The sequence below is a fragment of the Streptomyces sp. NPDC006430 genome (genome assembly GCF_040612395.1).
Taxonomy (GTDB): domain Bacteria; phylum Actinomycetota; class Actinomycetes; order Streptomycetales; family Streptomycetaceae; genus Streptomyces.
Genome location: NZ_JBEXQA010000016.1, coordinates 63,771 through 85,694 on the forward strand (window position 1 = coordinate 63,771; position 21,924 = coordinate 85,694).

Below are 21,924 nucleotides of genomic sequence, written 5' to 3' on the forward strand. Positions count from 1 at the left end.
CCGGGGAGTGGGCATGTCACCATCGACGGGGCCGCACGGCGGGGAATCTCCCGGCGATGCGGCGCGTTGGACGTGACAGTGTTATGTCACTCGTGGCAATAGCCGCATTCGATATCGACGTAAGGATCCAATGACCTCCTCTTCTTCCCCTTCCCAGGACGCGCGAGACGCACAGGACGTGCCGGACTCGCAGAGCTTCGCCGAGGGCCTCCGGGCCGACGCCCTGATGGAAGAGGACGTCGCCTGGAGCCACGAGATCGACGGAGACCGGGACGGCGACCAGTTCGAGCGCTCCGAGCGCGCGGCGCTGCGTCGAGTGGCCGGCCTCTCCACCGAGCTCGAAGACGTCACCGAAGTCGAGTACCGGCAGCTGCGCCTGGAGCGCGTCGTGCTGGTCGGCGTCTGGACCTCCGGCACGGTGCAGGACGCCGAGAACTCCCTCGCGGAGCTCGCCGCCCTCGCCGAGACGGCCGGTGCCCTCGTGCTCGACGGCGTGATCCAGCGCCGTGACAAGCCGGACCCGGCCACCTTCATCGGCTCGGGCAAGGCCCGCGAACTGCGCGACATCGTGCTCGAAAGCGGCGCCGACACCGTCGTCTGCGACGGTGAACTCAGCCCCGGCCAGCTCATCGCCCTCGAAGACGTCGTCAAGGTCAAGGTGGTCGACCGGACCGCCCTGATCCTCGACATCTTCGCCCAGCACGCCAAGTCCCGAGAGGGCAAGGCGCAGGTCGCGCTCGCGCAGATGCAGTACATGCTGCCGCGGCTGCGCGGTTGGGGCCAGTCGCTGTCCCGGCAGATGGGTGGCGGCGGCGGTGGCGGCATGGCCACCCGAGGCCCCGGTGAGACCAAGATCGAGACCGACCGGCGACGGATCCGCGAGAAGATGGCGAAGATGCGCCGGGAGATCGCGGAGATGAAGACCGGCCGCGACATCAAGCGGCAGGAACGGCGCCGCAACAAGGTGCCCTCGGTCGCCATCGCCGGCTACACCAACGCGGGCAAGTCCTCACTGCTCAACCGCCTCACGGGCGCGGGCGTGCTGGTGGAGAACGCGCTGTTCGCCACTCTCGACCCGACCGTACGGCGGGCCGAGACCCCGAGCGGCCGGATCTACACCCTGGCCGACACCGTCGGCTTCGTCCGGCACCTGCCCCACCACCTGGTCGAGGCGTTCCGCTCCACGATGGAGGAGGTCGGCGACTCCGACCTCATCCTGCACATTGTGGACGGCTCGCACCCGGCTCCGGAGGAGCAGCTGGCGGCGGTTCGCGAGGTCATCCGCGAGGTCGGCGCGGTCAACGTGCCCGAGATCGTGGTGATCAACAAGGCCGACGCCGCGGATCCGCTCGTACTGCAGCGGCTGCTGCGGATCGAGCGGCACTCCATCGCCGTCTCGGCACGGACGGGGCAGGGCATCGAGGAGCTCCTCGGGCTCATCGACTCCGAACTGCCGCGGCCCGAGGTCGAGGTGGAGGCCCTGGTGCCGTACACGCACGGCGGGCTGGTCGCCCGGGCACACGCCGAGGGCGAGGTGATCTCCGAGGACCACACCCCGGAGGGAACCCTGCTGAAGGCGCGGGTCCACCACGAACTGGCGGCGGACCTGGCCCCGTACGTCCCCGCGAAGCGGTAACGCGTACACGGTCGACATGGCTGAGGGCCCCTGCGATGCGGGGGCCCTCAGCCATGTGCACTGTCTGTGCCGTCTGTGCCGTCTGTGCCGTCCGTGACGCCCGAGGCGGTCCTACTTGAACTTGGCGCTGACTGCGTCGAAGATCCCCTTGGCCTCCGGACCCAGCCGGGGTCCGGCCAGCCAGCCCGCCTTGGCGGGGCCGATCGAGGTGTTCGACACCAGCGCCGGCTTGCCGTCACTGCCCGTGGCCACCCAGCCGCCGCCGGAGGAACCACCGGTCATCGTGCAACCGATGCGGTACATCACCGGAGCGTTCGCGATCAGCGACAGCCGGCCCGGCTTGTCCGAGCACTGGAACGCCTTCTGGCCGTCGAACGGGGCCGCTGCCGGGTAGCCCGTCGCCGTGACGCCCGCGAACTTCGGCACCGCCGGGGCGTTGAAATCCACCGGTAGCGCCGAACCCACCGTCTCCTCCAGGGACTTACCGGTGCTCTTCTCCGGGGTCACGTGCAATACCGCGAAGTCGTACGGGGCGCCCGCGCCACCGGTCGGACCGCCGGTCGCGATCCACTGGTCCGAGGTCTGCGCCCAATCGCTCCACCACACGCCGTACGGAGCCACCTGCTCGCGCGGGGCACCCTTGAGCTGCGCCGCCGGCTTGCCCGCGTTGTTGTAGGAGGGGACGAAGGCGATGTTGCGGTACCAGCCGCCGGACTTGCCCGCGTGCACGCAGTGGCCCGCAGTCCAGACCAGGTTGGACTTGCCGGGGTGGGCGGGGTCCTTGACCACGGTCGCCGAGCAGACCATGGAGCCCTCGGGGCCGTCGAAGAAGACCTTGCCGGACACCGGAACGCTCGTGTGGTACGGCGCGTTCGCCGCCCTGGCGGTCACCGGCGCCGGGGGCGGGTCGGTGACGCCCTGGTCCTTGCCGGCGTCCGGGTCGATGGCCGGGGGCTGCGGGGTCTTGTCGGCCTCACGCATCCGGTCCGGGTCCCACAGGTCCTCGATGATCGGGTTCACGTAGTCCCCGGCCTCGCGGAGCCAGTCCTCCTTCTTCCAGTTCTTCCACGCACCCCCCTTCCACTTCTCCAGGTCGATGCCGTGCTGCTTGAGCCTCTCCTTGAGTTGGTCCGGGATCTTGATCCCGTCAGCTCCGGACGGCAGGTTCGCCGCCACGGTCGGCTTGGCGTCGCCGCCGGCCTCCCCGTCGCCGGGTCCGCAGGCCGCGGCGGTTATCGCGAGTGCCGCCGCGCACAGGATCGCGGTGACCGGTCGTCGGTTCGGTCGCATGTCGTGAATCCCCCTGGTGATCTGGGCGTGGGACGGTGCAGTTGAGGTGCGTGAGGCGCGCGGGGTGCGTGCCGTCGAGTGCAGCACCCCACTATGCCGCTGCCGTTGGGGACGGCACAGCCCGGGGCTGCGGTTCCGGGACCGGAACACACCCTCACATTGCCACCGGGCAAGGATCTTGGGACCACCCGTGATCCGTCGCCGTCACCGTCGTTGGTACGTACGGGGGACGGGGGAGCAGCGTTCATGTTCGAGGCGCAATCCGGTAGCGCAATCCGTGCGGGAGGTCCGACACTCGTGGCTTTGACCGAGCAGGGCGAGGCCGCCGCGCAGGTACCGCCGCAAGGGAGCCGGGGCCCGTGGCCCGGCGGGCCGGGAGCCGAGGGGACGGGCCCCTGCGGCGCCGGATCTGGCGGGCCGGTCGCGGCGGAGGCCATCCTGCGCCGGCAGTCGACGCGGGAGTCCGCCGCACGGACGTACGCGCGCTCGCTGCCCATCGTCCCGGTGCGCGCCCGAGGCCTGACGATCGAGGGCGCGGACGGGCGACGCTACCTGGACTGTCTCTCCGGTGCCGGCACCCTCGCCCTCGGGCACAACCACCCGGTGGTCCTCGAAGCCATCCGGAGCGTCCTCGATTCCGGGGCTCCGCTGCACGTCCTGGACCTCGCGACCCCGGTCAAGGACGCCTTCACCACGGAACTGTTCGACAACCTCCCGCCCGCCCTGGTCGCCGACGCCCGCATCCAGTTCTGCGGGCCGGCGGGCACGGACGCCGTCGAGGCCGCGCTGAAACTGGTTCGCACCGCCACCGGGCGCTCGGGGCTGTTGGCCTTCACCGGCGCCTACCACGGCATGACTGCCGGAGCCCTGGGCGTCTCGGGCGGCGCGACCGACGTACGGGTGACCCGGCTACCGTTCCCCCAGGACCATCGTTGCCCGTTCGGAGTCGGCGGCCCCGAGGGCGCCCGGCTCGGGGCCCGTTGGACCGAGAGTCTGCTGGACGACCCCAAGGGCGGAGTGCCGACGCCCGCCGCGATGATCGTCGAGCCGGTGCAGGGAGAGGGCGGGGTGTTGCCGGCCCCGGACGCCTGGCTGCGCAGGATGCGCGAGATCACCGAGGCCCGGGGCATCCCACTGATCGCCGACGAGGTGCAGACGGGCGTCGGCCGCACCGGTGCCTTCTGGGGAGTCGACCACGCCGGCGTGGTTCCGGACGTGATGGTGCTGTCCAAGGCGATCGGCGGCAGCCTTCCGCTCGCGGTGATCGTGTACCGGTCGGGTCTGGACGCGTGGACGCCCGGAGCCCACGCCGGTACCTTCCGCGGCAATCAGCTGGCCATGGCAGCCGGAACCGCCACCTTGGCCTTCGTCCGGAAGAACCGCCTTGCCGAGCGCGCCCGATCCCTGGGCGAGCGGATGCTCGCGGCCCTGAGCGACTTGGGCTCCGCCCATCCCTGCATCGGGGACGTCCGGGGCCGCGGTCTGATGCTCGGCGTAGAACTCGTCGACCCCGATACCGGGGCCGCCGCCCAGGCCCTCGCCGCGGCCGTCCGCCAGGAGTGCCTGAACCGCGGTCTGATCGTCGAACTCGGCGGCCGGCACTCCAGCGTCATCCGCCTCCTGCCCCCGCTGACCCTCACCGACGAGCAGGCGTCGGCCGTCCTCGATCGCCTGGCCGACGCCATCCCCGCCGCCGCAGCCCGCCGGCCCCACTGACCGCACCCCAAGGACCCGCGATGCCCGACCCGCAGCACCCCGTCACCCCCGTGACTCCCGGCTCCGATGTCCCGGTGCCATCGTCCGCCGCCGCGGGGCACCCCGTACCGGCCCCGTCCGCCAGCGGACCGGGTCACGCTCCGGATCCTGCGGCCACCGGAACGGCGGGTACGTACGAAGCCTCGGCGCAGCGGACCCGGCCCATGGGCCCACCGGCACCCAGCGCACGCGTCGTAGGGACCGAACCTCCGGCCCCGCCGACCGCGGCCACGGCCGACGCCAGCCAGCTGACCTCGATTCCACCGCCCGCGGTGGACCACGCCCTCCCCGACACCGCCGCCAGACCTTCGCCGGAGCCGGAGCCGGACCCAGAGGACGAGAAGGCGACGCAGAGGGCGATCGAGCCGGAGAGGGAGAGGGCGACCCAGAGCACAACAGAGAAGGCAACGGACCCGGCGGCGTTGGACCCGGTGGCGTCGGACCCGGCCCTGCATGCCACCGCCCGCCCGACGCCCTTGGCAGGCGGGCCGGACAGGCCTTCGCCGGAGCCGACGTGGGCCGCACAACAGTCCACCCCGTGGCAGGCCTCAGGAGCGGGCGGGAAAGCCGACCGGCCAGACGGCACCGGCACCGGCACCGGCACCGGCACCGACGCCGACGCCGGCATCGGCACCGGCACCAGCACCGAGCGGGCGGCCCCGCAGCCACCGGGCGCGGGGGCTGCGCCCGCCACCGGAGCCACCGTTCCGCGGCAGAAGGACGGCACGCTTCGGTCCCGGATCGGCTCTGCAGGTCCCGCTGGACCCGAACCCAGGATGCTGCCCGATCTGTTGGACCACCCGGACCCAGCCGTCGCCGCCGAGGCCGCAGCGGTGGAGAACCTGCTGCGGTGCTGGGTCCGCGAAAGGAGCATCCGCCGTCCCGACGGGCCCGCCGGAACCCTGCTACGCATCCCCCTCCCCACATCAGGCGCCGCGCTGCTCGTCGCCGTCCGCTATTGGTCACCGACCGGCTGGCACCGCTTCGCCCCCGCCCGGCTCGAAGGCGCACCCGCGCATGCCCCGGCGCTGGACGCCGTCACCCTCGCCTCACTGATCGCCCGCGAGGGCGACAGCGGCGGCCGCGGGGGCGCCGAACTCGTCGGCCGGGTCGCCGACTCGGTCCGCCGCACCGCCGAGTTCATCGCCGACCGGCGCGCACGCCCCACCCCGCCCGCACCGGTCGCCGGTGACCTCTTCCTCACCGCCGAACAGTCACTCCTGCTCGGTCACCCCCTTCAGCCGGACCCGAAGAGCCGCGAAGGGCTCTCCGAGACCGAAGTGCGCCGCTTCTCACCCGAACTCCACGGCTCCTTCCCCCTGCACTGGTTCGCCGTCGCCCCGTCCGCCCTCACCACCGATTCCGCCTGGACCGAACGCGGCCGCCCCGTCTCCGCCGCCCGGCTCCTCGGTCGACTGGCCCCCGGACTCCCGCTGCCCGACGGCACGACCCCCCTTCCCCTGCACCCCTGGCAGGCCCGCGACCTGCTCCAACGACCCGCCGTCGCGGCCCTCCGCGACGCCGGACTCCTGCACGACCTGGGCCCGTACGGTGAACGCTGGTACCCCACCTCCTCCGTCCGCACCGTCCACCGTCCCGGCGCCCCCGCGATGCTCAAACTCTCCCTGGGCCTACGCATCACCAACTCCCGTCGCGAGAACCTCCGCAAGGAACTCCACCGCGGCGTCGAAGTGCACCGGCTGCTCCGCACCGGCCTCGCGGAGCAGTGGCAGGCGGACCACCCCGGCTTCGACATCGTGCGCGACCCCGCCTGGATCGCAGTCGACGCCCCGGACGGCACCCCTGTCCCCGGACTCGACACCGTGTTGCGCCACAACCCCTTCCGCTCCCACGACGACGCCCTCTGCATCGCCGCACTCACCGCGCCCCGCCCGTGGTCAGGCCGGACGACCATGCGCTCCCGCCTCGCCGAGACCGTCTCCCGGCTCGCCGCGACCACCGGGCGCTCGACCTCCGCCGTCGCCGCCGAGTGGTTCCTGCGCTACCTCGACCACGTCGTCCTGCCCGTCCTCGCCTTCGACGCGCTCGCCGGGATCGCCCTCGAAGCACACCAGCAGAACACCCTGGTGGTCCTCGACCCGGCCGGCTGGCCTGTCGGCGGCCGCTACCGCGACAACCAGGGCTACTACTTCCGTGCGTCCCACCGCACAGAACTGGAGCACCGGCTGCCCGGCATCGGCAGCGCCAGCGACACCTTCGTCTCCGACGCCGTCACCGACGAACGCTTCGCGTACTACCTCGGCATCAACAACGTGCTGGGCCTCATCGGCGCCTTCGGATCCCAGCGACTCGCCGACGAACGCGTCCTGCTCGCCGCCTTCCGCCGTTTCCTCGGCAAGGCCTCCGGCCTCGGACCGCTTCCCGCTCGGCTGCTCGACTCACCCACCCTGCGCTGCAAGGCGAACCTACTCACCCGCCTGGGCGGCCTCGACGAGCTGGTCGGCCCCGTCGATTCGCAGTCCGTCTACGTCACCTTCACCAACCCCCTCCACGATTGAGTGCCGATGCCCTACACCGCTACCGCTACCGCCGCGTTCGACTCCTTCGGCGCCCTCGCCGAAACCCGCGGTGCCGGGACCCGCTTCACCGCCCAGCTGCTGCCCCTGCTCGCCGAAGCCGAACTGCTCGACTCCCCGGCCGGATGGGGTACCACCGCCACCTCGGCCGGCGCCTTCCGCCTTGAGCCCGTACGACTCGGCCGTGACCTGGAGCTGCTCACCGGCTGGATGAACGATCCCGAGGTGGCTGCCTATTGGGAGCTCACCGGTCCCGCCACCGTCACCGCCGCCCACGTGCGCACCCAGCTCAACGGGAACGGCCACAGCGTCCCCTGCCTCGGACTCCTCGACGGCACACCGATGAGCTACTGGGAGATCTACCGGGCCGACCTCGACCCGCTCGCCCGCCACTACCCCGCGCGCCCCCACGACACGGGTATCCACCTGCTCATCGGAGACGGCACGAACCGTGGCCGCGGGCTGGGCACCGTACTGCTGCGCGCCGTCGCCAACCTGGTGCTCGACAACCGTCCCCGCTGCACGCGCGTCATCGCCGAACCGGACATCCGTAACGCCCCCTCCGTATCAGCCTTCCTCAACTCCGGTTTCCGCTGTTTCGCGGAGATCGACCTCCCCGAGAAGCGCGCTGTCCTGATGGTCCGGGAACGGGCCCTGCGCAATCTCATCTGATTGCCGCGCCCGACGGCTGCACCGCATCCCCGGATCCCGCAGCTGCACGTTTCTCGGTTCGCGCCTCACCCTTTGAAAACTCTGCGTCGCGCAGCAAAGTTCCCGATCTTCGAGGAGTTCCGTGGCGAATTTCGCCGCCGTGCCCGACTCCACCGGCCCCCATTCACCGGAAGTCCCGGCCGTGAATCCTCGCCGTGGCGGTCCCTGTCGGTGGCGCCCCGTAGGGTTGGCAGTGCTATGACGAAGCCCTCCCTCCCCGACCTGCTGCACGCCGCCGTCTCCGCCGTCGGCGGCACGGAGCGGCCCGGCCAGGTGGCCATGGCCGAAGCCGTCGCCGAAGCGATCGACGACAATACGCACCGGCTCATCCAGGCCGGTACCGGCACCGGCAAGTCCCTCGGCTACCTGGTGCCGGCCCTCGCGCACGGCGAGCGCGTGGTCGTGGCCACCGCCACCCTCGCCCTCCAGCGGCAGCTCGTCGAGCGCGACCTGCCCCGGACGGTGGACGCGCTGCATCCGCAGCTCCGCCGCCGTCCGCAGTTCGCCATGCTCAAGGGCCGGTCCAACTACCTGTGCCTGCACCGGTTGCACGAGGGCGCACCGCAGGACGAGGAGGAGGGCCTCTTCGACCAGTTCGAGGCGGCCGCCCCCACCAGCAAGCTCGGCCAGGACCTGCTGCGCCTGCGTGACTGGGCGGACGAGACCGAGACCGGCGACCGTGACGACCTGACCCCGGGCGTCTCCGACAAGGCCTGGTCGCAGATCTCGGTCTCCTCCCGGGAGTGTCTTGGCGCGACGAAGTGCGCGTACGGCGCCGAGTGCTTCGCCGAGGCCGCCCGCGAGCGGGCCAAGCTCGCCGACGTGGTCGTCACCAACCATGCGCTGCTGGCCATCGACGCCATCGAGGGCGCCCCGGTGCTGCCGCAGCACGAGGTGCTGATCGTGGACGAGGCGCACGAGCTGGTCTCCCGGGTGACCGGGGTCGCCACCGGCGAGCTCACCCCGGGCCAGGTCAACCGCGCCGTGAAGCGCGCGGCGAAGCTGGTCGACGAGAAGGCCGCGGACTCGCTGCAGACGGCGTCCGAGTCCTTCGAGCGGGTCATGGAGCTGGCCCTTCCGGGCCGGCTGGAACAGATCCCGGAGGACCTCGGCTATGCGCTGGCGGCCCTGCGGGACGCCGCGCGCAACGTCATCACTGCGATCGGCGCCACCCGTGACAAGTCCGTGCACGACGAGGACGCCGTCCGCAAGCAGGCCCTGGCCGCGGTGGAGAGCGTGCACGGAGTGGCGGAGCGGATCCTGCTCGGCTCCGAGTACGACGTCGTTTGGTACGAGCGCCACGACCGCTTCGGAGCCACCCTCCGGGTGGCACCGCTGTCGGTGTCCGGGCTGCTGCGCGAGAAGCTGTTCGAGGACCGGTCCGTCGTGCTGACCTCGGCGACCCTCAAACTGGGCGGGGACTTCAACGGGGTCGCGGCCTCCTTGGGCCTGTCCCCGGAGGGGGTAGAAGGGGACGACGCACCGACCTGGAAGGGCCTGGACGTCGGCTCGCCGTTCGACTACCCCAAGCAGGGCATCCTCTACGTCGCGAAGCACCTGGCCACCCCGGGCCGCGAGGGTACCCGCGGCGACATGATGGACGAGCTCGCCGAACTGATCGACGCGGCCGGTGGCCGCACCCTCGGGCTGTTCTCCTCCATGCGGGGCGCCAAGGCGGCAGCCGAGGAGCTGCGCGGGCGACTCGACAACCCGATCCTCCTCCAGGGTGAGGAGACGCTGGGCGAGCTGATCAAAGCGTTCGCCGCAGACCCGAAGACCTGCCTGTTCGGGACGCTGTCCCTCTGGCAGGGAGTGGACGTGCCGGGCCCCAGCTGCCAGCTCGTGGTCATGGACCGGATCCCGTTCCCGCGCCCCGACGACCCACTGATGAGTGCCCGGCAGAAATCGGTCGAGGAACACGGCGGCAACGGATTCATGGCCGTCGCGGCGACGCACGCGGCGCTGCTCATGGCCCAGGGCGCGGGCCGCCTCGTACGGGCCACCGGAGACCGCGGTGTCGTCGCCGTCCTGGACCCGCGGCTGGCCACCGCCCGGTACGGCACCTTCCTGCGGGCGACCCTGCCGGACTTCTGGTACACGACGGACCGCAACCAGGCGCGACGCTCGCTAGCCGCCATCGATGAGGCCGCCCAGGCGGACGGGAAGTAGCCGCCGCCCGGCTGTGCACCCGCGCCGCTACCGGCACGGGTGTACAGCAGGGGCGGGAGTCGGACCGTACGGAGGCAGAAGACAGCTCCGGGACCGGCGCAGTGGGTCCCGGAGCTGGAAAGGGGCGCGGGCTCAGACCCGGCGCAGTACCGCGACGACCTTGCCGAGGATGGTGGCCTCGTCGCCGGGGATGGGCTGGTAGGCGGAGTTGTGCGGGAGCAGCCAGACATGGCCGTCCTCGCGCTTGAAGCGCTTGACCGTGGCCTCGCCGTCGAGCATCGCGGCCACGATGTCGCCGTTCTCCGCGACGGGCTGACGACGGACCGTGACCCAGTCGCCATCGCAGATGGCGGCTTCGATCATCGAGTCGCCGACGACCTTCAGGACGAAGAGCTCTCCGTCGCCGACGAGCTGGCGGGGGAGCGGGAACACGTCCTCCACCGACTCCTCGGCGAGGATCGGGCCGCCGGCCGCGATCCGGCCTACCAGGGGAACGTACGAGGCGGCGGGCTTGCCGGTGGTGTCCGTGGGCTGGGAGCTGGGCTGGTCGGAGCCGCGTACTTCGTACGCCCGGGGGCGGTGCGGGTCTCGGCGCAGGAAGCCCTTGCGCTCCAGGGCCATCAGCTGGTGCGCGACCGAAGACGTGCTGGACAGGCCGACCGCCTGGCCGATCTCCCGCATCGACGGCGGGTATCCCCGCCGCTGCACCGAGTCGCGAATGACCTCGATGACCCTCCGCTGTCGGTCCGTGAGTCCGGAGCTGTCGGCGCGGATGCCTGGAGGTCGACCTGGCAGCGAGCGCGCGGGGCGTACAGGCTCCGCCTCCGGGGTCAGGCTTGTGTCATTCATGGCATGCACCGGCTCGAGTCGGCTCTGGGAGCGGTTCTGGGCAGTGATGGCGGCACTGTCTGCGGTGGTGGTCACGTCGGCCCCTCTCGAAATGTTCTCCCTAGCTGGACAACGGTAGTTGCTTTCGAAAGGTTGCGCCAAACACACGTTCGAGTGAAAAATCGCAGATCATCCGACGTGGACACGTCGCGGGGTGTATATAGACGAGCGGTCCGCCGAACGCGGGTTCGGTCCCGCATTCGCTGTTTACGGTACCCTTCCCGGTCGGATCGCCAGCCTCCGGTCTCGTGCCCAGTGTGGCACCGGGAATGCCCGCGTCCGGTCTTCGGGCCTGGCGACACGCGGAGCGGACCAAATTCACTGCAACCCAAGATCTAGTGGTTGGATAAGCGTGGCCGCCCAGAAGTTGTGGTCCTCGGTCCGCCGAGGCCCTCGGCATCGCATATGCTGGTGGCTGCTTCGCGAGCCCCCGGCAGAGACCAGTCGCTGCCGTTGAGGGGCCCCGCGAGGTGATTCAGTCGTGCCAAGAGGGAGGGTGAGGGAACCATGCACTGCCCCTTCTGCAGGCACCCCGACAGCCGCGTCGTCGACAGCCGCACCACGGACGACGGCACGTCGATCCGTCGGCGCCGTCAGTGCCCCGACTGCTCCCGTCGCTTCACGACGGTGGAGACGGCCTCGCTGATGGTGATCAAGCGCAGCGGGGTGACCGAACCCTTCAGCCGTACCAAGGTCATCTCCGGCGTGCGCAAGGCGTGCCAGGGGCGGCCGGTCACCGAGGACGCCCTCGCCAAGCTCGGCCAGCGTGTCGAAGAGGCGGTGCGCGCCACCGGGAGTGCCGAGCTGACCACCCACGACGTGGGTCTGGCCATACTCGGCCCGTTGCAGGAGCTCGACCTGGTCGCGTACCTGCGGTTCGCGTCCGTGTACAAAGCGTTCGACACCCTTGAAGACTTCGAGACCGCCATCGCGGAACTGCGCGAGCAGCGGCCTCACCCCGAGGAGTGCGAGCCCAGGGGGACCACTGCGGTCCCCGTGCCCGCCTCCGCCGCCGACTGACCCGACGGCCGCAGTGCAGCGCGGTGCGTCGGCTCAGCCCGGGGGTACCTCCCGGCGGTAGCCGGGGGAGAAGAAACGTAGATACAAGACAGACCGTGCGGCGGAATAGCGCTGGCACTTTAGGGCGTTTTTGCCCGCATATGGGAGGCGGCATGACAGAGACGGCGAGCAGCTCGGCACGAGGTTCCCGCGCCAAGGGGACCAAAGCTGCCAAGAGCGGCCTGCGTATCGAGCGCATCCACACCACCCCCGGCGTGCACCCTTACGACGAGGTGAGCTGGGAGCGCCGTGACGTCGTCATGACCAACTGGCGCGACGGCTCGGTGAACTTCGAGCAGCGTGGCGTCGAGTTCCCCGACTTCTGGTCGGTGAACGCGGTCAACATCGTCACCAGCAAGTACTTCCGCGGCGCGGTCGGCACCCCGCAGCGCGAAACCGGTCTGAAGCAGCTCATCGACCGCATCGTGAAGACGTACACGAAGGCCGGCGAGGACTACGACTACTTCGCGTCCCCCGCCGACGCGGAGATCTTCGAGCACGAGCTGACCTACGCCCTCCTGCACCAGATCTTCAGCTTCAACTCGCCGGTCTGGTTCAACGTCGGTACGCCCCAGCCGCAGCAGGTCTCCGCCTGCTTCATCCTGGCGGTCGACGACTCCATGGAGTCGATCCTCGACTGGTACAAGGAAGAGGGCATGATCTTCAAGGGCGGCTCCGGCGCCGGCCTGAACCTTTCCCGCATCCGCTCCTCCAAGGAGCTCCTCTCCTCCGGCGGCAACGCCTCCGGTCCGGTCTCCTTCATGCGCGGCGCCGACGCGTCCGCCGGAACGATCAAGTCGGGCGGTGCCACCCGGCGCGCGGCCAAGATGGTCGTCCTGGACGTGGACCACCCGGACGTCGAGGACTTCATCGCCACCAAGGTGAAGGAAGAGGAGAAGATCCGCGCCCTGCGCGACGCGGGCTTCGACATGGACCTGGGCGGCGACGACATCACGTCCGTCCAATACCAGAACGCCAACAACTCCGTCCGTGTGAACGACGAGTTCATGACGGCCGTCGAGAACGGCACCGAGTTCGGCCTGCGCGCCCGCATGACCGGCGAGGTCATCGAGAAGGTCGACGCCAAGGCGCTCTTCCGCAAGCTGGCCGAGGCCGCGTGGGCCTGCGCCGACCCGGGCATCCAGTACGACGGTGTGATCAACCACTGGCACACCTGCCCCGAGTCCGGCCGCATCACAGCGTCCAACCCGTGCAGCGAGTACATGCACCTGGACAACACGTCCTGCAACCTCGCCTCGCTGAACCTCATGAAGTTCCTCGACGACGACGGAAAGGGCAACCAGTCCTTCGACGCCGAGCGCTTCTCCAAGGTCGTCGAGCTCGTCATCACGGCCATGGACATCTCGATCTGCTTCGCGGACTTCCCCACGCAGAAGATCGGCGAGAACACCCGCGCCTTCCGCCAGCTCGGCATCGGCTACGCCAACCTCGGCGCCCTGCTGATGGCGACCGGCCACGCGTACGACTCCGACGGCGGCCGCACCCTCGCCGCGTCGATCACCTCGCTCATGACCGGCACCGCGTACAAGCGCTCCGCCGAGCTGGCCGCCATCGTCGGCCCGTACGACGGCTACGCCCGCAACGCTGAGGCGCACAAGCGCGTCATGAAGCAGCACGCCGACGCCAACGCCGTCGCTCCGCGCACCGAGGACCTGGACAAGTCGATCTGGGCCGCGGCCACCGAAGCCTGGCAGGACGTCGTGCGCCTCGGCGAGAAGAACGGCTTCCGCAACTCCCAGGCCTCCGTCCTCGCGCCCACCGGCACCATCGGTCTCGCGATGTCCTGCGACACCACCGGTGTCGAGCCGGACCTGGCCCTGGTCAAGTTCAAGAAGCTCGTTGGCGGCGGTTCGATGCAGATCGTCAACGGCACCGTGCCGCAGGCCCTGCGTCGCATGGGCTACCAGGAAGAGCAGATCGAGGCGATCGTCGCCCACATCGCCGAGCACGGCAACGTGATCGACGCGCCCGGCCTGAAGACCGAGCACTACGAGGTCTTCGACTGTGCCATGGGCGAGCGCTCCATCTCCCCGATGGGCCACGTCCGGATGATGGCCGCGATCCAGCCCTGGATCTCCGGCGCGATCTCGAAGACGGTCAACATGCCGGAGTCGGCGACCGTCGAGGAGATCGAGGAGATCTACTTCGAGGCGTGGAAGATGGGCGTCAAGGCGCTCGCCATCTACCGCGACAACTGCAAGGTCGGCCAGCCCCTCTCCGCGAAGAAGAAGGAAGAGGAGAAGGAGGAGGTCACCGCCAAGACGGAGGAGACCATCCGCGCCGCGGTCGAGAAGGTCATCGAGTACCGCCCGGTCCGCAAGCGCCTCCCCAAGGGCCGCCCGGGGATCACCACCTCCTTCACGGTCGGTGGCGCCGAGGGCTACATGACGGCGAACTCCTACCCGGACGACGGTCTGGGCGAGGTCTTCCTGAAGATGTCGAAGCAGGGTTCGACCCTCGCGGGCATGATGGACGCCTTCTCGATCGCCGTCTCGGTCGGTCTGCAGTACGGCGTTCCGCTGGAGACCTACGTCTCGAAGTTCACGAACATGCGCTTCGAGCCGGCCGGCATGACGGACGACCCGGACGTGCGGATGGCGCAGTCGATCGTCGACTACATCTTCCGTCGCCTGGCGCTCGACTTCCTGCCCTTCGAGACCCGCTCGGCGCTCGGCATCCACACTGCCGAGGAGCGTCAGCGGCACCTGGAGACCGGCTCGTACGAGCCCCTCGACGAGGAGCTCGACACGGAGTCCCTCGCCCAATCGGCTCCGCTGGCCGCCGTCCCGACGCCCCCGAAGCCGGCCGCGGTCGTCGAGGTCCAGGCTCCGAGGACGGCGCACTCCAGCGCCGAACTGGTCGAGATGCAGCTCGGCGTGTCCGCCGACGCCCCGCTCTGCTTCTCCTGCGGTACGAAGATGCAGCGCGCAGGCTCCTGCTACATCTGCGAGGGCTGCGGCTCCACCAGCGGCTGCAGCTGATTCAAGGCCCCCTTCGGGGGTGAATGCAATGGCCAGGGCGGTGAAGCCGAGTGGTTCGGCTTCACCGCCCTGGGCGTTTGATACGTCGGCGAGTCGGGGCGAGGGGCGAGGGCTGGCGTGCGGGGCCGCCATGCTGATCCAGGAGGGCAACGGCACGATCGGGTGACCGTTGTTCCGTGCGCGGAAGCGGGGGAGACATGTGGAGCGGTGACGAGCTGGATCTCGGCGCCTATCTGGAGCGGATCGGATACGACGGGCCGATCGGGGAGGACGGGGAACTCCGTCCGGACCTTGCGACGTTGTACGCAGTGCACCGGGCCCACACCGGCGCCATCGCCTTCGAAAGCCTCGACGTGCTGCTCGGCCGCCCCATCGAGCTGGGTGTCAAGGCCATCGAGGACAAGCTCGTGCGTTCCCGCCGCGGCGGCTACTGCTACGAGCAGAACTCGCTGCTGGCGGCTGCCCTGGAGCGGATCGGCTTCGACGTCTCCGGGCGCGGAGCCCGCAACCGTACGCGGGGAGACACACTTCTCGCGGTGACGCACGCAGTCCTCGTCGTCACGGTCGAGGGTGAACCGTGGCTGTGCGATGCCGGGTTCGGGTACCAGGGTCCGCGCGAGCCCGTCCCGCTGACGCGGCCCGGTGCCGAACTGCCGCAGGGGGAGTGGACGTACACCGTCCGGGAGGAGGCGGGCGGCATCCTTGTGCTGTGCCTGCACCGCGGCGGGGTCCGGCGCGATCTGTACGCGTTCTCCCCGCAACACTACTACCCCGTCGACTACGTCCTGCTGAACCACTACAGCTCCTCGCACCCCAACTCCGCCTTCGTCGGACAGGTGATCGTCCAGTACCCGGGCGACGCCGTCCGCACGGCGCTCGTCGGACGGGAGCTCACCCGCCTGCATCCCGACGGGCGGATCGAGCGGGAGCTCGTCGCCCCCGACGAACTGCTCGCCCTGCTCGACCGGGAGTTCGGTCTTCGACTGTCCGGGCGGGATGCGGAGGAACTGGAGCGGATGAACTGCCTCGGGGACTGACCGAGGCCGCGCCGGGCCCCGTACGATGGCGCGGTGCTGGTCAAGTGGATTCGCTGCACGGTGACGGACCGACGCGGGTTCGAGCGCGGGCAGCGCAAGTGGGCGGGGCTGCCTGGCGAGCCGGGATTCCGGGGACAGGGTGGCGGATGGAGCCGGGGGCGGCAGGGGGTCGCGCATGTTTTCGCGTTCTGGGAGAGCCGTTCCTTCTACGACTCCTTCATGGCCCGCTCGCACGACCGGCTGGCCGCCGCGCAGACCGGCACCTTCACCAATGCGCGGGTCACGCTCTTCGACCACCGCTTCGACGTGAAGACCGGCTTCGAACCGCGCTTCACCGATGCGGACGTCGTGCGCGTGGCCCACACCCGGGTGCGAGAGGGCCGCGTGGACCACTTCGCCCTGATGCAGGAGAAGGTGTGGAACCCGGCCATGGCCGGCTCACCCGGCATGATCCGGGGCCTCTTCGGGGAGGCGCCGGGCCGGGAGTTCCTGGTGCTGTCGATGTGGCATGCCGCGGCCGAGCACGGCAAGTACCGTCAGGAGCGGGTCGAGCGGCTCTCGCTGCGCGCCCAGACCGAGGCCGACGTGGAAGCCCTCACCGGTGATGTCGTCGACCTCGAACCGTCCTGGACGGTATGACCGTACGACGATCGGCGGGTCGACCGGCGTGCCCGGGTGCTCGGCCCACCGATGGCCGAATAGGGTCGTGGAATGGTACGACCACGGCGCATCGTCCTTGTCCGGCACGGGGAATCGGAGGGCAATGCCGATGACACGGTGTACGAACGCGAGCCGGACCATGCCCTGCGACTGACCCGCCTGGGGCACGAGCAGGCCGCGGAGACCGGCGTACGGCTGCGTGAGATCTTCGGCGACGAGCGCATCAGCGCGTACGTGTCCCCGTACCGGCGGACCCTGCAGACCTTCCGGGAGCTACGGCTCGACCCGACGCGGGTCCGGATGCGCGAAGAACCGAGGCTGCGCGAGCAGGACTGGGGGAACTGGCAGGACCGGGACGACGTACGGCTGCAGAAGGCGTACCGCGACGCGTACGGGCACTTCTTCTACCGCTTCGCGCAGGGCGAGTCGGGTGCGGACGTGTACGACCGGGTCGGCTCCTTCCTGGAGAGCCTCTACCGCAGTTTCGAGGCACCGGACCATCCCGAGAACGTGCTGCTGGTGACGCACGGGCTGACCATGAGGCTGTTCTGCATGCGGTGGTTCCACTGGTCGGTGGCCGAGTTCGAGGCCTTGTCCAACCCTGGGAACGGCGAATTCCGGATGTTGTTGCTGGGCACGGACGGCCGCTACCGTTTGGACCGCCCATTTGAGCGGTGGACCACACCGGAGCCTTACGACCTGGACGGCTAGAGTGACGTGGGATGACCGCTGACTCCTCTTCCGAAAGGCGCTACGCACGCGCCATGGCCAGCCTCCGCGGGCTGGCTCTGGGTGACGCCCTGGGCTCCCAGTACTTCGTCCCCGTGAACTACCCCCTCCTCAAGCGCCGTGAGCTGCCTGCCGGCACCGAGACGTGGCAGTGGACGGACGACACCGAGATGGCCTGCTCGGTGGTCGCCGTTCTCGCCACCCACGGACGCATCGACCAGGACGCCCTGGCGAGCTCCTTCGCCCACCACCACGACTTCGACCGCGGCTACGGGCCCGCCGTGAACCGGATGCTGCGTCTGGTCCGGGAGGGCGAGGACTGGCGGACGCTGGCCGCCGAACTGTTCAACGGGCAGGGCTCCTGGGGCAACGGCGCGGCCATGCGGATCGCTCCGCTGGGCGCCTGGTACGCAGACGATCCCGAGCAGGCCACGCACCAGGCGGAGATCTCCGCCTACACCACCCATCAGCACCGCGAGGCGGTCTGCGGGGCGATGGCCGTCGCCGCCGCCGCCGCGCTGGCGGCGGATCCGACCGGTCCGCCGAAGGCGGCCGACCTGCTGGACGGGGTGATCGCCCTGGTGCCGCGCAGCGCCGTGGGCGCGGGGCTGCGGCGGGCACGGGACATGCTGGACTACGGCGACGCGACCACGGTCGCGGCGGTGCTGGGCTGCGGGCGGCGCACCAGCGCCCACGACACCGTGCCCTTCGCCCTGTGGTCAGCGGCCCGGTCGCTGGACGACTACGAGCGGGCGTTCTGGACCACGGCCCAGGTGGGCGGGGACGTGGACACGACCTGCGCGATCGTCGGCGGGGTGCTGGGGGCGCGCGGCGACGAGGTGCTGCCGGCCGCTTGGCTGGCGCGTACGGAGGCACTGCCGGCGTGGCTGCCCGAGACGGCGGCGAACCGGCCGACGCCCTGACGGGCGGGCCCGGTCAGCTTCCGCCGGGGCTCTCAGGGCCGTAGGAGCCCGTGAGGGTCGTGAGGCTGAGCGTGCCGCTGCGGACCGTGGTGCACGGCCCTTCGGGCCCGGATCCCGGTGTCCGCCCGGTGCGGCCGCGGCGGAGAGACGTCTGTGGTCGGGCGGTGCTTGCTCCGGCAGGTTTGTCACGGTCCTGCCACAGGGGTCCTCCCACTATGGCTGAACCCGCACGTCACCGGCCTACCCTGTCCGCTTCGCCGCCTCCGTCGTGACCGCGGAGGCGGCCGGCAGGGGAGGGGAACCCGATGTCAGAGAACACCGAAGGGCCGGCCGACGGTACGGCCGAGGGTGTGCCGTCCGGTGCTGCGAAGCCGGCTCCAGCGGGGGGCGGGCCCGGTGACGCAGCCGGTCCGCACGCAGGACCGGGCACCGGCGCCGTCGCGGGGTCTGCCGCAGGCGCCGGCCCGGAGGCCCCTTCCGCGGCGGCAGCCGCGGGGATGACGGCCGGCTCGGTCGCCGGGCCGGTCCCGGGCGTACCGGTCCCGGGCGAACCTGTCCGAGTCGGGGCTCACGGCGGGCCGCCACCCGGCTGGGACCCCCAGGCGTGGCAGGCCTACCAAGTCCGCCAGCAGCGCGCCACGTCCGGGGCCTGGTCCATCGCACCGCTGGCCTGGGCCGAAGCCGCCCGGCCCGCCGAGGCCGCACCCGTCCCCACCGCCGTCCTGGTCTCCGTCCTCGCCACAGGTGTAGCCGCGGCCCTCTTCCTGGGCGACGGCCTCGGCCTCGGCCTGCTGTTCGCCGTCGTCCCCGCCGTCGCCGCCGCGTACGCCGCCGCCCGTACGTCCCGACGTACCGCCCGCCCCTGGACCGTGGCCTGGGCGATCGGCTGCGTCGCACTGCTCGCCGTACCCGCGCTGCGCGACGCAGGCTGGCCGTCCACCCTCGCGCTGCTCGCCGCCGTCCTGCTGGGTGCGCTGGCCCTGCACGGCAGCCGCACCTGGCCCGGAGTGCTGCTCAGCCCGCTCGGCTTCATCGACGCCGCCGTCCTCGGGATCCGCTGGGCCTGGACCGGGCTGCGCTCGCGCAGCAGCGGGGTGGACCGGGACCGCTGGATGCCCTTGGTCAAGGCGGCCCTGGTGGCCGTGGTCCTGCTCGTGCTCTTCGGAGCCCTGTTCGCCTCCGCCGACGCCGCCTTCGCAGATCTCCTGGGCGGCCTGACGCCCGAGGTCTCCGTCGGGGACGGGCCGGTGCGCTTCCTGCTCTTCCTGCTCGGAACCGTCCTCGCCCTGGCCGCCGCCCGTGCCGCCGCGGCGCCCTCGCGCTGGGACCGGATCCGGGTGGCTCCAGGAAAGCCCCGCTCCCGCGCGGAATGGGCGCTCCCGCTCATCGTGCTCAACCTGCTCTTCGCAGGCTTCAACGCCGTACAGCTGGCCGTCCTGTTCGGCGGCTACGACAAGGTCCTGGAGAGCACTGGGCTGTCCTACGCCGAATACGCCCGCCAGGGCTTCTGGCAACTGCTCTGGGCCACCCTGCTCACGCTCGCCGTGATCGCCCTCGCCCTGCGCTGGGCCCCGCGCGCAGGAGCCGGCGACCGCCGGTTCGTCCGCGCCGTGCTGGGGACGTTGTGCGCCCTGACCCTCGTCGTGGTCGCCTCCGCACTCCGCCGGATGGACCTGTACGTGGACGCGTACGGGCTGACCCGGCTGCGCGTGTCGGTGGCCGCGATGGAGCTCTGGCTCGGGCTGGTCATCGTACTGATCATGGCGGCCGGGGTGTTCGGCGCGCGATGGCTGCCGCGCGCGTTCGCCGGAAGCGCGGCGGCCGCCGTCCTGGCCTTCGGACTGCTGTCCCCGGACGGGCTGGTCGCCGAGAAGAACGTCGCGCGGTTCCAACAGGCTGACAAGATCGACCTGGCCTACTTCCAGTCCCTTTCGGCGGACGCCGTGCCCGCCCTGGACCGGCTGCCCGAACCCCAGCGATCGTGCGCCCTGCGCGCGATCAACAACGAGCTGTCCGAGGACGGCCGGCTCCCCTGGTACGCGATGAGCCTCGGCGAGTACCGGGCCAGGCAGATCCTCCGCGACCGCCCGGTGACGGCCTCGTACGAGGTCTGCTCGCGTCTGGGCACCTTCGACAGCCGCGTCGAGTAGCCCCCGGCAGCGGGGCGCAGACGGGTCCGGAACCCGAACGGGCGATTCCCGACGTGGCCTTGGAACGGTCGATTCCCGACGTGGCCTTGGAACGGTCGAGCGCCGGGGCCGTCGGCGGGAACGCGCTCACCGGGAGGACGCGGCGGCCCGGGCACGCAGCGGTTGCCGCCGATCGGCGAGACCGCCGGCCGTCGATCGTTCCGGGGCGCCCTCCTCCGGTTGTGTGTGCGGATGCGGGACGTGAGGGATTCGCGCGTGGAACGGACGCTACACGCCATGCTTCGCACATGCGACCGTGTCCGTGAGGGACGGTTCTGCGGCGCCGTTCGGGCCGGCAGCCGGGGCCTGCCCGCCGGTCGATCGACTGGCGGGCCCAGCCTCGATTCCACTGGGGGGGTGGAAGATCGGATGGAATGGCTCCGCTTGTCTTCGGCATCGCAGGGTCGGTGATGAGGAGCCGATAGAAGGTGTGCGGGAGCGAATGAATGGATCCCGACGTCACGGAAACGGTCGATCGGCCGATGGCGGCGCTGCTCAGGGTGTGGGACGCCGCGCCGACTCCGCCCGGGCCGGGGTGTGCAGGCGGCGCGGGGCGGCGTAACCTTGCTGGCGCCATGCCGTACGAAGCACCCACCCACACCGTCGAGCGCTCCCTCCGTGCAACCACCGGCGCCAAGGTCATCGCCGGGGTCGACGAAGTCGGACGAGGGGCCTGGGCCGGTCCGGTCACCGTGTGCGCGGCGATCACCGGTCTGCGCCGGCCGCCCGCGGGGCTCACCGACTCCAAACTGCTCACCCACAAACGACGTGACGCGCTGCTCGACGTGCTCGAGGGCTGGGTCACCGCGTATGCCCTGGGGCACTCCTCCCCGGAGGAGATCGACGAACTCGGGATGACCGCCGCTCTGCGGCTCGCCGCTGAGCGCGCCCTGGAGGCGCTGCCCGTGCGGCCCGACGCGGTGATTCTCGATGGCAAGCACGACTACCTCGGCCGGCCCTGGCGGGTTCGTACGGTGATCAAGGGCGACCAGTCCTGCGTCGCCGTGGCCGCGGCTTCGGTGATCGCAAAGGTCAGGCGCGACCGGATGATGGCCGAACTCGGTGGGCCGGGTGGCGACTTCGCGGACTTCGCCTTCGGGGACAACGCCGGATACCCGTCCCCCGTGCACCGGGCCGCACTTGAGGAACTGGGGCCCACCCCGTACCACCGGCTCTCCTGGTCGTACCTCGACGCGCTGCCCCGGTGGCGTCATCTCAAGAAGGTGCGCCGCAGCGAGGAATCGATGGAGCTGGAAAACGGAGGCCAACTCGGCTTCGATTTCTAATCGCACCCACGTGCCACCCACCGGTACGTTTCGTACCGGTGTTTGATAGACAT

The 21,924-nt window shown here is 70.8% G+C and carries 16 protein-coding genes; 13 read left to right on the top strand and 3 right to left on the bottom strand.

The window, feature by feature from the left end:
- Nucleotides 1-130: 130 nt before the first annotated feature.
- Nucleotides 131-1,636 carry a GTPase HflX gene (gene hflX, locus ABZZ20_RS22600; protein WP_356872232.1) on the top strand — a complete coding sequence of 502 codons (1,506 nt, stop codon included), beginning with the start codon at nt 131-133 and terminating at the stop codon, nt 1,634-1,636.
- Between the two features lie 111 nt (nt 1,637-1,747).
- On the opposite strand, the gene ABZZ20_RS22605 is transcribed toward hflX, so the two are convergent.
- Nucleotides 1,748-2,926, bottom strand: coding sequence for a hypothetical protein (locus tag ABZZ20_RS22605; RefSeq protein ID WP_356872234.1), 1,179 nt, complete (start codon nt 2,924-2,926; stop codon nt 1,748-1,750).
- A gap of 246 nt (nt 2,927-3,172) precedes the next feature.
- On the opposite strand from ABZZ20_RS22605, the gene ABZZ20_RS22610 reads away from it, so the two are divergent.
- Entirely contained in the window at nt 3,173-4,642 is a 1,470-nt protein-coding gene (locus ABZZ20_RS22610; RefSeq protein ID WP_356872236.1) for a diaminobutyrate--2-oxoglutarate transaminase family protein, read from the top strand.
- A 133-nt stretch (nt 4,643-4,775) separates the two neighbouring features.
- Here the strand turns inward: ABZZ20_RS22610 and ABZZ20_RS22615 are convergent, their stop codons facing one another.
- Nucleotides 4,776-5,075, bottom strand: a complete 300-nt coding sequence (locus tag ABZZ20_RS22615; RefSeq protein ID WP_356872238.1) for a hypothetical protein — start codon at nt 5,073-5,075, stop codon at nt 4,776-4,778.
- Between the two features lie 37 nt (nt 5,076-5,112).
- Between ABZZ20_RS22615 and ABZZ20_RS22620 the strand changes: the two genes are divergently transcribed.
- The 3 genes from ABZZ20_RS22620 (at nt 5,113) to ABZZ20_RS22630 (ending at nt 10,098) form a co-directional block, all read left to right on the top strand.
- Nucleotides 5,113-7,200 carry an IucA/IucC family protein gene (locus ABZZ20_RS22620; protein ID WP_356872240.1) on the top strand — a complete coding sequence of 696 codons (2,088 nt, stop codon included), beginning with the start codon at nt 5,113-5,115 and terminating at the stop codon, nt 7,198-7,200.
- 6 nt (nt 7,201-7,206) lie between these two features.
- Complete coding sequence (locus ABZZ20_RS22625) at nt 7,207-7,890, top strand: GNAT family N-acetyltransferase (RefSeq protein ID WP_356872242.1); 684 nt, start codon at nt 7,207-7,209, stop codon at nt 7,888-7,890.
- Nucleotides 7,891-8,127: 237 nt separating this feature from the next.
- Nucleotides 8,128-10,098 carry an ATP-dependent DNA helicase gene (locus ABZZ20_RS22630; RefSeq protein ID WP_356872244.1) on the top strand — a complete coding sequence of 657 codons (1,971 nt, stop codon included), beginning with the start codon at nt 8,128-8,130 and terminating at the stop codon, nt 10,096-10,098.
- Between the two features lie 132 nt (nt 10,099-10,230).
- Here the strand turns inward: ABZZ20_RS22630 and lexA are convergent, their stop codons facing one another.
- On the bottom strand, nt 10,231-11,022 hold the full coding sequence (lexA, locus tag ABZZ20_RS22635) for a transcriptional repressor LexA (protein ID WP_356872246.1): 792 nt from the start codon (nt 11,020-11,022) through the stop codon (nt 10,231-10,233).
- Nucleotides 11,023-11,493: 471 nt separating this feature from the next.
- Here lexA and nrdR point away from each other — a divergent pair, with 471 nt between their 5' ends.
- The 8 genes from nrdR to ABZZ20_RS22675 all read left to right on the top strand — a co-directional run bounded on the left by nrdR (nt 11,494) and on the right by ABZZ20_RS22675 (nt 21,871).
- The gene (gene nrdR / locus ABZZ20_RS22640; protein WP_356872248.1) at nt 11,494-12,006 is read left to right on the top strand and encodes a transcriptional regulator NrdR; all 513 of its coding nucleotides are present in this window, start codon (nt 11,494-11,496) and stop codon (nt 12,004-12,006) included.
- 152 nt (nt 12,007-12,158) lie between these two features.
- Nucleotides 12,159-15,047 (top strand): vitamin B12-dependent ribonucleotide reductase, encoded by a 2,889-nt coding sequence (locus ABZZ20_RS22645; RefSeq protein ID WP_356872250.1) that lies wholly within the window; start codon nt 12,159-12,161, stop codon nt 15,045-15,047.
- 176 nt (nt 15,048-15,223) lie between these two features.
- Nucleotides 15,224-16,084 carry an arylamine N-acetyltransferase gene (locus ABZZ20_RS22650; protein ID WP_356872252.1) on the top strand — a complete coding sequence of 287 codons (861 nt, stop codon included), beginning with the start codon at nt 15,224-15,226 and terminating at the stop codon, nt 16,082-16,084.
- Nucleotides 16,085-16,117: 33 nt separating this feature from the next.
- On the top strand, nt 16,118-16,723 hold the full coding sequence (locus ABZZ20_RS22655) for a YdbC family protein (RefSeq protein WP_356872254.1): 606 nt from the start codon (nt 16,118-16,120) through the stop codon (nt 16,721-16,723).
- A gap of 72 nt (nt 16,724-16,795) precedes the next feature.
- Complete coding sequence (locus ABZZ20_RS22660) at nt 16,796-17,455, top strand: histidine phosphatase family protein (RefSeq protein ID WP_356872256.1); 660 nt, start codon at nt 16,796-16,798, stop codon at nt 17,453-17,455.
- 11 nt (nt 17,456-17,466) lie between these two features.
- A complete protein-coding gene (locus ABZZ20_RS22665; RefSeq protein ID WP_356872258.1) occupies nt 17,467-18,396 on the top strand; it encodes an ADP-ribosylglycohydrolase family protein in 930 nt (309 codons plus the stop codon).
- 305 nt (nt 18,397-18,701) lie between these two features.
- On the top strand, nt 18,702-20,546 hold the full coding sequence (locus ABZZ20_RS22670) for a DUF4173 domain-containing protein (RefSeq protein ID WP_356872260.1): 1,845 nt from the start codon (nt 18,702-18,704) through the stop codon (nt 20,544-20,546).
- A gap of 614 nt (nt 20,547-21,160) precedes the next feature.
- Nucleotides 21,161-21,871, top strand: a complete 711-nt coding sequence (locus ABZZ20_RS22675; RefSeq protein WP_356872262.1) for a ribonuclease HII — start codon at nt 21,161-21,163, stop codon at nt 21,869-21,871.
- Nucleotides 21,872-21,924: the final 53 nt, after the last annotated feature.

Excerpts from the sequence above, each read along its gene's own strand:
- nrdR (WP_356872248.1), top strand. The coding sequence starts at position 11,494 with ATGCACTGCCCCTTCTGCAGGCACCCCGACAGCCGCGTCGTCGACAGC.
- ABZZ20_RS22670 (WP_356872260.1), top strand. The coding sequence starts at position 18,702 with ATGTCAGAGAACACCGAAGGGCCGGCCGACGGTACGGCCGAGGGTGTG.
- ABZZ20_RS22605 (WP_356872234.1), bottom strand. The coding sequence starts at position 2,926 with ATGCGACCGAACCGACGACCGGTCACCGCGATCCTGTGCGCGGCGGCA.
- hflX (WP_356872232.1), top strand. The coding sequence starts at position 131 with ATGACCTCCTCTTCTTCCCCTTCCCAGGACGCGCGAGACGCACAGGAC.
- ABZZ20_RS22675 (WP_356872262.1), top strand. The coding sequence starts at position 21,161 with ATGCCGTACGAAGCACCCACCCACACCGTCGAGCGCTCCCTCCGTGCA.
- ABZZ20_RS22665 (WP_356872258.1), top strand. The coding sequence starts at position 17,467 with ATGACCGCTGACTCCTCTTCCGAAAGGCGCTACGCACGCGCCATGGCC.
- ABZZ20_RS22610 (WP_356872236.1), top strand. The coding sequence starts at position 3,173 with ATGTTCGAGGCGCAATCCGGTAGCGCAATCCGTGCGGGAGGTCCGACA.
- ABZZ20_RS22645 (WP_356872250.1), top strand. The coding sequence starts at position 12,159 with ATGACAGAGACGGCGAGCAGCTCGGCACGAGGTTCCCGCGCCAAGGGG.
- ABZZ20_RS22625 (WP_356872242.1), top strand. The coding sequence starts at position 7,207 with ATGCCCTACACCGCTACCGCTACCGCCGCGTTCGACTCCTTCGGCGCC.
- ABZZ20_RS22660 (WP_356872256.1), top strand. The coding sequence starts at position 16,796 with ATGGTACGACCACGGCGCATCGTCCTTGTCCGGCACGGGGAATCGGAG.
- ABZZ20_RS22630 (WP_356872244.1), top strand. The coding sequence starts at position 8,128 with ATGACGAAGCCCTCCCTCCCCGACCTGCTGCACGCCGCCGTCTCCGCC.